Annotated in this window: 11 protein-coding genes and 1 pseudogene; 4 read left to right on the forward strand and 8 right to left on the reverse strand. The window is 48.2% G+C overall.

All coding sequences use genetic code 11. The annotated features are described in order from the left end of the window. Positions 1–79: 79 nt before the first annotated feature. Positions 80–694, reverse strand: coding sequence for a sporulation-specific diadenylate cyclase CdaS (gene cdaS, locus C7R93_RS02835; RefSeq protein WP_106837377.1), 615 nt, complete (start codon positions 692–694; stop codon positions 80–82). Between the two features lie 155 nt (positions 695–849). Between cdaS and C7R93_RS31090 the strand changes: the two are divergent. After that, positions 850–1,037: pseudogene (locus C7R93_RS31090) on the forward strand (hypothetical protein); the annotation flags it as partial. An 18-nt stretch (positions 1,038–1,055) separates the two neighbouring features. Here the strand turns inward: C7R93_RS31090 and C7R93_RS02845 are convergent. From C7R93_RS02845 to C7R93_RS02875, 7 genes are all read right to left on the reverse strand, one after another. Beyond that, positions 1,056–1,820, reverse strand: coding sequence for a LamB/YcsF family protein (locus C7R93_RS02845; protein WP_106837378.1), 765 nt, complete (start codon positions 1,818–1,820; stop codon positions 1,056–1,058). A 3-nt stretch (positions 1,821–1,823) separates the two neighbouring features. After that, entirely contained in the window at positions 1,824–2,831 is a 1,008-nt protein-coding gene (locus tag C7R93_RS02850; protein ID WP_106837379.1) for a 5-oxoprolinase subunit C family protein, read from the reverse strand. After that, entirely contained in the window at positions 2,828–3,550 is a 723-nt protein-coding gene (gene pxpB, locus C7R93_RS02855; RefSeq protein ID WP_106837380.1) for a 5-oxoprolinase subunit PxpB, read from the reverse strand. The genes C7R93_RS02850 and pxpB overlap by 4 nt, the downstream gene beginning before the upstream one ends. Before the next feature lie 16 nt (positions 3,551–3,566). Next, positions 3,567–4,214, reverse strand: coding sequence for a pyroglutamyl-peptidase I (gene pcp / locus C7R93_RS02860; RefSeq protein WP_106837381.1), 648 nt, complete (start codon positions 4,212–4,214; stop codon positions 3,567–3,569). A gap of 12 nt (positions 4,215–4,226) precedes the next feature. Further along, positions 4,227–5,009, reverse strand: a complete 783-nt coding sequence (locus C7R93_RS02865; RefSeq protein WP_106837382.1) for an IclR family transcriptional regulator — start codon at positions 5,007–5,009, stop codon at positions 4,227–4,229. Positions 5,010–5,162: 153 nt separating this feature from the next. Continuing rightward, a complete protein-coding gene (locus C7R93_RS02870; RefSeq protein ID WP_106837761.1) occupies positions 5,163–6,047 on the reverse strand; it encodes a YitT family protein in 885 nt (294 codons plus the stop codon). A 100-nt stretch (positions 6,048–6,147) separates the two neighbouring features. After that, on the reverse strand, positions 6,148–7,002 hold the full coding sequence (locus tag C7R93_RS02875; protein ID WP_106837383.1) for a DMT family transporter: 855 nt from the start codon (positions 7,000–7,002) through the stop codon (positions 6,148–6,150). Between the two features lie 234 nt (positions 7,003–7,236). Here C7R93_RS02875 and C7R93_RS02880 point away from each other — a divergent pair, with 234 nt between their 5' ends. The 3 genes from C7R93_RS02880 to C7R93_RS30150 are packed head-to-tail and all read left to right on the forward strand — an operon-like array spanning position 7,237 to position 11,841. After that, positions 7,237–8,841 carry an SWIM zinc finger family protein gene (locus C7R93_RS02880; protein WP_106837384.1) on the forward strand — a complete coding sequence of 535 codons (1,605 nt, stop codon included), beginning with the start codon at positions 7,237–7,239 and terminating at the stop codon, positions 8,839–8,841. Then, entirely contained in the window at positions 8,838–11,696 is a 2,859-nt protein-coding gene (locus C7R93_RS02885; protein WP_106837385.1) for a DEAD/DEAH box helicase, read from the forward strand. Before C7R93_RS02880 ends, C7R93_RS02885 begins: the two co-directional genes overlap by 4 nt. A gap of 7 nt (positions 11,697–11,703) precedes the next feature. Next, positions 11,704–11,841, forward strand: a complete 138-nt coding sequence (locus C7R93_RS30150) for a hypothetical protein (RefSeq protein ID WP_167402424.1) — start codon at positions 11,704–11,706, stop codon at positions 11,839–11,841. Positions 11,842–11,849: the final 8 nt, after the last annotated feature.

The raw sequence follows: 11,849 nt of genomic DNA on the forward strand, positions 1-11,849 counted from the left end.
GAGGCTGGATTTAATCATCATCATGACAAATCCAGCCTCGTTTTTGTTCCCTGCTGCATGGACTTCTCGCAGAGCACTTTCATGAAGGTGAAATAATCGGATACAAGTGTCCCTGCATGGCAAAGGACGCTTTCCCCGTTTCCTCGGAAACAACGACGATCAGTGCATCGCTTTTTTCACTCAAGCCCAAAGCAGCACGATGTCTGGTTCCCAGCTTTTTTTCCCCGACCACAACCTGTGATAATGGCAGGACATTGGCCGCAGAAATGATATGATTATCCCGAATCAGGACTGCCCCATCATGCAAAGGACTGCCTGGATAAAAGATCGACTCCAGCAAGGAATGGCTCATCGTCGCCCCAATCGGTATGCCTGCTTGCAGCAGTAACTCAAGCGGGTCCTCGCGCTCAACGACAATCAATGCGCCTTGACGCCTTTTTGACAAGTGCTGCACTGCCATGGACAAATCCAGATATTTTTCCGTATAGGGTGAGAGGTAGCATTGCAAATAAAACGAGGCTGCTACTGTTTCGAGTCGGCTAAACTTGGTGCGTATATGATCAAACGTCCCGAGCAGGCAATCGTTTTCGCTTTTTAATGCATGGATGCTCTCATCTAACGTAACGGATATTCCCCTCAGCTCTTGCAGTAATTCAGCCTTCAGCGATGACGTATCACAGTTAACTTCCACCATATGAACCCCTCAATTTCGATTTCTCTTCACGCTTCGTTCTTTGTTTGATTGTTCCCCTCCCCATAGGAAACCATTCGATTTCTTAGATGATAATTCCAATTCAAACCGGACATAGTAAAACACAAATGATCAACAGCTTACGGAGCGAAACCGACATGTTAACGGAAAGGAATGAGTTTCTTTACATCGTACGAGACTCGAATGCTTTTAAACATTACCCCCTGCTGGACGAGGAAAGTCCTTTTGTCATTTGCTGTCCAATCCGACTGAAGGATCGCGAACTGACAACGATACGGAAAACGAGTTTAGTGTCGTTGGACCAAAGGTAGGCTTTGTTGAAAACAAAAAGCCCGATAGATGTCTATCGAGCAAATCGTGCTGCTATTGTAATGCCGGCTTCCAACAAAGCTGTCCGGATGCTCTGTGCGAATTCCAACGCATGGGCACCGTCGCCATGAATACAAATCGAATCAGCCTGAATCGGGATATCCACGCCTTGCTGGGTCAGGACGAGTCCTTCCCTCACCATACGAATGACTTGCTGGAGGGACTGCTGTTGATCCGTAATGATCGCATCCGGCTGACTGCGTGGTGTCAGCGTACCATCCTGCTGGTACGTACGGTCTGCAAACACTTCGTGCGCCGTCGCAAGACCGATTTTTTCCCCTGCACGCGTCAACTCGCTTCCCGCCAAGCCATATAAAACCAGCTCCCGATTCACTTTGTAGATGGCCATCGCGATCGATTCAGCCAGAGCGGGTCTTGTGGCAGCCATATTGTACAAGGCGCCGTGTGGCTTCACATGATGCATGATGCCCCCTTCTGCCCGTACAAACGCTTGTAGGGCTCCGATTTGATACACAACTAGATCGTATGCATCTTCAGGGGAAATCTCTATGTTGCGGCGTCCAAAGCCGACCAAATCAGCGAATCCAGGATGGGCACCAATGGCCACACCTGCCTCCAGCGCCATTTTCACCGTTTTTCTCATCGTTCCCGGGTCTCCTGCATGGAAACCACAAGCTACATTTACCGAGCTGACATAGCGAAGGATGGCTTGATCATTCCCAATTCGGTAAGCGCCAAAGCTCTCTCCCATATCACAGTTTAAATCTACACTCTTCATTTTTTACCTCCACCCCACAGTCAGTTCCATCCCCAACTTGATCTCATTCATGGTCCGTTCGCGTTCGTGCAGCGCCCGTTGCGCATCATGAAGAGAAATCTCTTGAAAACGTATGGTTTCTCCCGGTCGCAATTGAGCGATGATTGGCAAATCCACAGTCGCCACATAACCGATCTTGGGATATCCGCCGATTGTTTGTCTGTCTGCCATCAGGATAATCGGCTGACCGGCTGGGGGAACCTGAATCGTTCCCATCGTAACAGCAGCAGAAATCAACTCCAGTGAAGACGTGAGAGCAAGAGTAGGTCCCGTCAAGCGATACCCCATCCTGTCTGATTGGGGAGATACTTGAAATGCCTGTTCGAAAAAGCTTTGACGGCTTTCTGCTGTGAAATCATCGAACTGATCCCCGCGAATAACCCGAACTCCCCTTTCCTGACTATGTGCAAAATAACTGGAAGGAATAAACCAATCCGTATAAGAAAAAGCATGATCTCTGGCTTTTTGTTCCAACTGCTTTGCGAGATACGAACTGAATGGACTCTGCGGGTTGTGACCGAGTCTATCACCTGCTTGCAGCATTCTTCCCGCCAATCCCCCAAATCCCGCGCGCAGGTTCGTGCTGCGGCTCCCCATCACGATTGGCACATCCCATCCACCAGCAACGGAGAGATAAGCACGACACCCTTGTTTCGCATGGCTGAACTGCAAAATGCTTCCTCTTCTTACCCAGACAGCTCGATTGGACTTGACTAGTTTCTTGTTAATGGTCGGACTGAAATCGCCACCACAGATCGCAATCAGCATGTCCTTTTGAAACAAGAGTGTCGGTCCCTTTATCGTCAACTCTAGTACGGCAGCATCTCGTTGATTGCCTACGAGCATATTGGCTATCTGTACGGCTGGTGTGTCCATCGCGCCACCGACATTGACGCCGTGCTGTTGATACCCGTATCTGCCCATATCTTGCACGGTTGTACATAGCCCTGGGGATACAACCTCTATGCTCATGGAAACACCTTCTTCCCAACCTCATACTCATACTCCTGCTCGGAGATAGGACGAAAACAAACTTTGTCTCCGGCACGCAAAAGACTTGGCTGACTTTCGTTTGGTTGGAATAGACTGAGCGGTGTTCTCCCGATAATTTGCCATCCACCCGGAGTCTCGATTGAGTATATACCCGTTTGCGAGCCGCCAATTCCTACACTGCCTTTTGGAATCGACAGGCGAGGCGAGGAGCGGCGTGGGGTCGCCAATCGTTCGTCCATTCCTCCGAGATAAGGAAAACCGGGAGCAAATCCAATCATGTAGACCAAATAGCCTGCAGATGAATGAATCGCAATGACTTCCTCCCTTGTGAGACTGTTCTGTTGCGCAACGATGTCCAAATCCGGTCCAAGGCTTCCACCATAGCAAACCGGAATCTCAACCAGCCTAGGCTGTGCCTTGCGTGTGACAGTGAGCTCTTGGAACATTTGGTCAAGGATTGCGAGGACGCTCTCGTAAGGCATAAGCTCGTGGAGAGACTGCTGTGCGAGAATGATCGGATCATAATAGACCGCAACGGTGGTAAAACCAGGGACGATCTCCATCATTCCCGGAAAAGGATTCTCCTGAAGATAATCCGTGAACATAACGACAATCTCGTGTGTCCTTTGAACAATCACATCCCCTAGCTTGACAATGACACCCGAATCGCCAAGTGGAGAGAATTCATAGTTCTTCATTCGTTTCCCCTCTTGATCAGCTGATTTGTCCACCACTCACAACAATATCCTGATCATGCGAAATCGTTGCCTCTATTGCGATTTGCAACCCTTTCACAATCGTTTCCAGTGCCATGCTTGGCTGTCCTGCCTGCCTTGCTGCCTGCTCGGGCAAATATGGAATATGGATGAATCCCCCACGTGTTGATGGGTGATGTTCGGCTAGATGGTGCATCAATCCATAAAACAGATGATTGCACACATATGTTCCGGCCGTTTGTGAAACGGACGCAGGTACTCCTTGCTTTCTCAATTCTTGGACGATGGCCTTGATAGGCAAGGTAGACCAGTACGCTACAGCTCCATTTTCCCGAATCGGTGTATCAATCGGTTGATTTCCTTCATTGTCTGGAATACGAGCATCGTTCACATTAATGGCGACGCGCTCCACTGCAATATCGACACGTCCACCTGCTTGTCCGATACAAAGCACGATGTCCGGCTTGGTTTCCTCAATCGCTGCATAAAGCTGGTCGATCGACTTATCAAAAACAGTAGGAATTTGACGCAGCTCCACTTGATAATGCGCAGACTCGATCTTTCCTAGCTCTTTTACCGATTCCCATGCTGGATTGACGGACTCACCGCCAAACGGATCAAACCCTGTTACCAAAATCGTCTTCATGTCGTACTCCCCCTATTTGCCTGTGATTGATTCCGTATATCCCAGCTGGCTCATGATGCTTTTCGCAGCTGCTTTTGTCTCCTGGACCAAATGTCCCAAACGCTCCTCCGTAAAACGCGATGTGGCCCCAGCTAAGCTCAAGCCAGCAATCACTTGTCCTGTAAAATCACGAATGGGGACTGCCAAGGCTGCAGAATCCGGCTCCAGTTCACCGTAGCTCACGGTGTAACCACTCTTACGCGCATCGTGTATCCATTTCCACAACAGTTGCTCATCCGTATTCGTATCAGGAGCGATTTTTTTCCATTCAACCCGATTCAGAAAAGCGGTAATTTCGTCATCTGGCATGAACGATAACAAAATGCGCGGGCACGCTCCGGCATACAGCGGCGCCCTTCGCCCTACCTGGGTGTATATCCGCACGTACCCACGTGTATCTACTTTTTCAATGTAAACTCCTTCATCTTGATCGCGAATAATCAAATTGACGGCTTCCTCGACGCTATCACGTAATTGCAGCATGTACGGAAGCGCAATTTTTCTGATCTCCAATCGCTGTGCCACGATGTTTCCAAACTCGAGTAGCTTCAAGCCCAGTTGGTACTTGGGCGGTTGATGGTTCGTGGTTTTGGAGACGAAACCACGCATTTCAAGGGTTTGGATGATCCGAAATACCGTGCTTTTCGGCATCTGTGACAATTCCACGAGTTCCGCCAGACTCAATTCACTGTTGCCGATGAAGTACTCTAAGAACTCCAGTGTTTTCAACACACTTCGGTTTGCTGTTTTTTCCATTTTTCATCACCACTTTATCGTCCCAAAATACGGAATGACATTTTGTATTTTGGTATAAGTTAATCGTAAAATAATTCTGTCATCATGGTCAATACATTTTTTAACCCCCTTCTCGCCGTTCAACCTACAGGAAAAGGGGGCCCAACTCGTTGGCTAATGAATATTCTTTTTCTTAAACCGCCCACCAGAAACATCGTGAATATGACCGATTGCCAAAAATGCTGAGGCGTCGATTTCCTCCACGATGGATTTCAGCTTTGCTTCTTCCAGCCGAGTAATGACACAGAAGATGACTTTTTTGACGTCTCCGGAGTAGCCACCTTCCCCATTCAAATAGGTAATTCCCCGCCCCAATCTCGCCGTTAACGCATCACCAATTTCTCCTGGATAATCACTGATAATCCATACTGATCTAGATTGCTCGAGTCCGACCATGGTGATATCAATCATTTTATAAGCGATGTAGTAAGCAATTAACGAGTACATGGCCCGGTCCCACCCAAAAATAAAGCCAGCACTGCCTAAAATAAAGATGTTAAAAAACATGACCATTTCGCCGACCGAAAACGGACTTTTCCTCGTCATCAGGATCGCTACAATCTCCGTTCCATCCAAGGAGCCGCCCGCGCGAATGACGAGACCGACACCGATTCCGATGATGATTCCCCCAAAAACAGCAGAGAGGAGCAAATCGTCCGTCAAGCTAGGAACATGATGGAGGTAGCTCGTCCCTAACGACATCACGACGACTCCGAACAGCGTAGAAACCGCAAATGTCTTGCCAATTTGCTTGTAGCCAATAAGTAAAAAGGGCAGGTTCAGCAGGAATAAAAATAATCCAAGTGGGCCTCCTGTCAGCTTTGAGGCCATAATAGATACACCGGTTACACCACCGTCAATGATGTTGTTTGGAACCAGAAATATTTCCAGTCCGACTGCTACCAACAAAGCTCCAATGATGATTCCGAGAGCTCTCAGTACGATCCTTCTTTTTTTCGTCCGCTTATGAGTGATCGGTGCAACTGCTTTTGCATCCATTTTGATCATCCTTAGCCGTTTTTTTCTTACCACCTCATCTTTCCCTGGTAGCAAAAAAATAGCCAGCCAGGATTTCTCCCAGCCGACTTTTGAACATCGATTAGCCCCAAACAGCAATAGATATAATGCCAATCGTGATCATCAAAGACATGGACAGACGCCATAAGCGTTGTCGCTCCTTTAGCAGAAACACCCCGAGCAGCGTCCCAAAAACCGTACTTACCTCACGAATAGGTGCAATAGCTGCAAGTGGTGCCAAAGTCATGGCAAACAAGAACAACAAGTACGAGCCTGGTGAAAGAACGGCACCAAGCACAATCGTTCTCCAGTTTTTTTGCCACTCACGGCGGATGAGTCCTTTCTTCCAAACGAAGCTCCCGGCGACAATCAGACACGCAAAGTTAGTTATTTCCAATAAAGCGAATGGAGAAAATTGTTGCACGATTTGCTTATCAGTTAACGTGTACCCTGTAATGCATAGTCCAACTGCAAATGCGTATCGCAGGGCAAGCGGATTCACAGGTTGAACCTTGCGACCAGTGCCAATCATCCCGCTAATGGCGAAAACTCCGATCACGATGCAAATGACACCCAGCCATCCCGGTACAGATAGATACTCTTGAAAAAAGATCGCGCTAAAAAACGGAATGAGAAGCGTCCCCGTCCCCCTCATGATGGGGTATACCTGTGAAATATCCCCGTATGTATACGCCTTTGAAATCAACAAGGTATAGCATCCTTGCAAGAAAAAGGACATACACAGAAAAAGAACCAAGGACCATGTCAGTTGTACGTTCATCAATTCCCAAATGAGAACTGGCAATAGGATTATGGTTGTTGGCAATGTAATCAACCAAAGAAACGCCATTTTGTTCTCACTTTTTTTCGTGAACAGGTTCCAGACTGCGTGCGCAAGGCCAGACGATAGTACGAGCAAAATCGAAATCGATAGCATGTGTGCCCCTTCTCTCTCGTTGTACAAATACAACTAAAGACAACAAAACACATTGCGTTCAGTTGTTTTTTATTCGACGTGTACAGTATACACCCAGTCCCCGCAAAAATTAAGCATTGTTTCTGCTCTAGGTCAAACCAGTTTGTCGATGCTGTGATCCTACGCATCTTTTTCCATTCTCCGCATTTTGGGTTATAATGGAGGGATGACACTTCGTTCGGAGGATCTGACTACATGTTGCAAAGAGAGTTGACTCGGGAACAAGCGATACAAGTAGGCGAGCAAATCCTAATTGCCGTCGAAGGACACATCATTGAACGGGGCTATACGTACTTTTCAGATGGCGTCGTCTTCAATACGCGCGTAGAACAAGGCCATTATTTGACGAGTGATGTTCAAGGCTCCGAGGTGTATCATGTTCGCCTCGATATGGAAACGGTTCAAAACAGTACCTGTACCTGCCCTTATTCGCGCATTTGCAAGCATATTGCTGCTACTTTTTTTCAGATGTACAGTGTGTTCGAGAATCCTCGTACGTATTTGACCCGCTCCCAACAACCAAGACGGGTTACTTTTTCTCCTCATATGCTGATTCCTGCTTATAAATACAGTCATACCGCTACTTCTCAGTCTCATACAGCGTCTGTTTCCTTTTCGCTTACCGAGAACAGCTCTGTCAAAGAGTGGTGGACATTTTTTGAAAGCTGGACACGTAACCTGTTTGCGGCCATGGAATCGTATCGAGCTTCCTCTGAGTTATTATCGAGCTATCAAAATGTGCTGGGTGTTGCTGCATCGTGGCCAAAGGATCGGGCTCAACTTTTTGTCATTCATGCCAATCTGTTTCATCTCATGAAGCTTACGCAATTCGTTAATACGTATCGCCAATCTTACTGGTTCTTAGATTTGGTTCAGACAGCCGAGCGGCTATTGGATCAATTAGAAGGGACATTGTACTTCGCGGATATCCCTGCTCTTTTGACTGACCACCAGGATGCCATCGTAGAAACTCTTCATCTGACAAAACAATTGAAAGAAAACGAAGCCACTTCTCTCTACTGGATCTTCGCCTATCAAATGTTATGGTGGATGCTTTTGAAGAAGCCGGAGTGGATCCAAGAGGAGATCCATGTGCTGGATCAACTGATCGACGATGAAAACAGTTCTGCCGCCGAAAAGGAAAAAGGATTGCTGCTCCGTGCCCACTTTCATGTGATGGAAAAAGAGGACGAAGCTGCTCTCCGTATCTGGAAAAGAATGAGCCGCTTGAACCTCTCCTTCTACTTGTCCTATATGAAATCATTTGCTCGAAATGGGGAATGGCAACGATTTCTCGATTGGACTGCTTCTTTGACGACCTTAATCGGCCAAGCCGATTCACAGCAATACCGACTCGTCATCGCCATTTGGCAGGAAGCGATGGAGAAAGTCGGACGATCAGCCGAGTGCGGCGCCAAGCTGAAGCAGTTCTTACCGAGCAGTTATCACGAATATGCTGCCTATTTATATGAAGAACGACAGTTTCAGCAATGGATCGATTTGCAAATGTCGTTTCAAGTGCCGATGGCAGATATCTCGATCATGCAGGTGAAAGAAATCGAGGAAGCCGAACCGACTCTGCTCTTCCCTTTTTATTTGCGGGAGGTGAACAGGCTGATTGCGGAGCGTAATCGAACGGCCTACAAAGAAGCGATCAAGCTCATGAAAAAGGTAAGGACGATTTACAACAAGGCAAACCAAGATGCGCGCTGGGAACGATACGTTGATCAATTATCTGTCAAGCATAATCGGTTACGTGCTTTTCAAGAAGAGCTAAGGAGAGGAAATTTCAACTTATGAACACCGTCACTACATTGGTTCTAGACGGAGAGCTTTTGGCAGACGGACAATTCTTGATTACTGGCAAAGACACGCAAGGAGCAGTGATCGATCCAGAAGAATTGGCAGGAACGCTTTTTGCGTGGGATGAGTCATCCTATTACGGCACCTTCCTGGACAAAAACGAGCATGGCGTTTTGCTCAGCCCTGCCAAGGCCCTCTCCTTTTTCGTTTCCCCCCAGTGGCTTTTGCATCGGACCTATTCATCCAGCACGCCATTTGAACAATTTACACATGTAGCGGTAATGATCCGTGATACGCTCGCCCAAGGCTCCCTTGCACCTGATTTTTCTTCCTGGAAAAAAGGACAGATAGGCTGGAGAGCTCTGCATGCTCCTCACGATTTTCCGGAGTACGGACACAGGTGGCTTTCGCTCGTCCTGGAGGAATCCTTGCAAGGCTCTCGCGAGATTGGACGCAGGTGGGAGCAGCTATTGACGCAATACCCGGCTCTGTACGTCATGGGCGCCGAGCTTTCTCCACACCTTCAGGAACAGGAATGGTTGCAATCGATAGGCTGGCTGCCGGATACGACACCGTTTCGAACATGCTTGCAAATCGTCGAAGCAGAGGAGCACCCCAATGACTGGCAACTCCAAGTGTATTTGCAGAATCGCGAAGAGCCAGATCAGTTATTTCTCATTGAGCCACACCAGCTGACAGCTGAGGGAGTAGCCACCGCCCGCATCCCTGCTGACTGGCGTGAACACTGGAATCGTTTTCTCACGGACCTTGGCAAATGCAAAGAGATTCTCCCCTGGCTAAAAGACACCCAGGACAAACAAAGCCGTTTTCTCACCCAACTGACGAACGAGCAAGCATGGATCTTTTTGACGTCGAGCAGTTTGCAGTTGGTGCAAGCAGGTATTCACGTCTTTCTGCCAGCTTGGTGGGAACAAGTACGGAGGGTAAAACCGAAGCTGAAAGCCAAGATTACCTCTTCTGTCGGTGCTAGCAGACAGTCCTTTCTTGGTGTCTCCCAGCTCATGGATTTTGAATGGAAGCTCGCCTTGGGACCTGTGGAGCTCACCGAAGAGGAATTTGAACAACTCATTAAACAAAAGCAGCGCCTGCTGAAAATTCGCGGGCATTGGGTACAATTGACTCCCGATCTATTCTTACAGTTGCAGGAAGCGCTCAAGAAAAACCAAGCGAAAAACGGCATGACGCTGCGCGATGTCATGAGAATGCACCTCTCCCCTTCTGTGGAGGCTGAGGAGCTGCCCGATGATGAGTTCGACTTCGCCACTTCCCTAACTGTTGATGTTCAGCTAAACCAGCATTTGCGAGAGCTCTTGAATCAATTGCAAGAAACAAAGCGCATCCCGATCATGGAGCAGCCCTCTACTTTTCACGGGACGTTGCGAAATTATCAGCTGGAGGGTAGTTCGTGGCTGTTCTTTTTACGCCGGTTTGGGTTGGGAGCTTGTCTGGCCGATGACATGGGATTGGGGAAAACGGTTCAGTTTATTACGTATTTGCTACACGTCAAACAACATGGCCCAGCCAGTACTCCATCTCTTCTGATCTGCCCGACCTCCGTCATAGGCAACTGGCAAAAAGAGCTGAAGCGATTCGCCCCTTCTCTTCAAGTGATGATTCATTATGGCAACGATCGCCAAAAGAAGGAGGCGTTTTTGCCAGCTATCAAGGGTGCGGATCTAGTCATTACCTCCTACGCCCTGTCCCATTTGGATGAGCAGGAACTGGGAATGGTTACATGGGATACGATTTGTCTCGACGAGGCGCAAAATATTAAAAATGCCTATACAAAACAAGCGTCAGCTGTTCGCGATTTGAAAGCATGGCATCGGATCGCTCTCACAGGCACTCCAATCGAAAATCGTCTGAGTGAGCTCTGGTCAATATTTGACTTCCTGAATCCTGGCTACTTGGGAAGTCTCGGGGAATTTACCCAGCGCTTTGTCCATCCGATCGAGCGCGACCAAGACCAGCAACTCATCAATCAAGTGCAACGACTCATTCAGCCTTTCCTGCTCCGTCGTGTGAAAACCGATCCGAACATTCAGCTAGACTTGCCAGACAAGAATGAGAGCAAGGAATATGTACCGCTGACTACCGAGCAAGGCGCACTTTATGAGACAGCGATTCAAGATATGTTTGATCGAATGGAAAAAGCCTCCCCGATGGAGCGGCGCGGTCTGATTCTGACGACACTGACACGTCTCAAACAATTGTGTGACCATCCCGCCCTCATTTTGAATGAAATCTCAACAGCAGATGAAGCCAGTCGTTCGCACAAATTGGAAAGGCTGCTGGAATTGGTTGAGGATCTTCGTCAAAAGAAAGAGCGTTGCCTGATTTTTACCCAATACATCGAAATGGGCAACTTGCTCCAACGGGTACTGACTCGGGAAGGCTATGGACCAGTCTACTTCCTAAATGGGTCCACAAAGAAAGAAAAACGCGATGAGATGATCGCTCGTTTTCAAGACGCGACACTTCCGGACCATGAACGCGGGGCCGTCTTCATTCTTTCCTTGCGCGCGGGAGGAACAGGCTTGAACTTGACGGAAGCCAACCACGTCATTCACGTAGATCGCTGGTGGAATCCTGCGGTAGAAAATCAGGCCACTGACCGTGCTCATCGCATAGGCCAGCAGCGCAATGTTCACGTCTATAAATTCATCTCACTCGGGACGATTGAGGAACGCATTGATGAGATGATGGAGAGAAAGCTATCCTTAAGCCAGCAAATTGTCGGGACTGGCGAAAGCTGGATCACGGAGCTATCAACGGAGGAACTGCGGGACTTGTTCACCCTGCGTCATGATTGGCTAGACACGAAAGGATAGATGGAGAATGGAGCCAGTGAAACAAAACGACGGCAATTCCACTATGCACCGCCCTACAGAAGAGCCCAAGCTTCCCGAGGTATGGCAGCGTTTTTTGGAAGCTGTTCAAGAACAATTTTCCGAAACCCAGGCAAAGAAAGACTAAGTACGAAA

Source organism: Brevibacillus fortis, assembly GCF_003013395.1.
GTDB classification, from domain to species: Bacteria; Bacillota; Bacilli; order Brevibacillales; family Brevibacillaceae; genus Brevibacillus; species Brevibacillus fortis.

Bases quoted from the DNA above. Each gene is read 5' to 3' on its own strand.
- C7R93_RS02875 (WP_106837383.1), bottom strand. From the start codon at position 7,002: ATGCTATCGATTTCGATTTTGCTCGTACTATCGTCTGGCCTTGCGCAC.
- cdaS (WP_106837377.1), bottom strand. From the start codon at position 694: ATGGTGGAAGTTAACTGTGATACGTCATCGCTGAAGGCTGAATTACTG.
- C7R93_RS02850 (WP_106837379.1), bottom strand. From the start codon at position 2,831: ATGAGCATAGAGGTTGTATCCCCAGGGCTATGTACAACCGTGCAAGAT.
- C7R93_RS02865 (WP_106837382.1), bottom strand. From the start codon at position 5,009: ATGGAAAAAACAGCAAACCGAAGTGTGTTGAAAACACTGGAGTTCTTA.
- C7R93_RS02845 (WP_106837378.1), bottom strand. From the start codon at position 1,820: ATGAAGAGTGTAGATTTAAACTGTGATATGGGAGAGAGCTTTGGCGCT.
- C7R93_RS30150 (WP_167402424.1), top strand. From the start codon at position 11,704: ATGGAGCCAGTGAAACAAAACGACGGCAATTCCACTATGCACCGCCCT.
- C7R93_RS02885 (WP_106837385.1), top strand. From the start codon at position 8,838: ATGAACACCGTCACTACATTGGTTCTAGACGGAGAGCTTTTGGCAGAC.
- C7R93_RS02870 (WP_106837761.1), bottom strand. From the start codon at position 6,047: ATGGATGCAAAAGCAGTTGCACCGATCACTCATAAGCGGACGAAAAAA.
- C7R93_RS02880 (WP_106837384.1), top strand. From the start codon at position 7,237: ATGTTGCAAAGAGAGTTGACTCGGGAACAAGCGATACAAGTAGGCGAG.
- pxpB (WP_106837380.1), bottom strand. From the start codon at position 3,550: ATGAAGAACTATGAATTCTCTCCACTTGGCGATTCGGGTGTCATTGTC.
- pcp (WP_106837381.1), bottom strand. From the start codon at position 4,214: ATGAAGACGATTTTGGTAACAGGGTTTGATCCGTTTGGCGGTGAGTCC.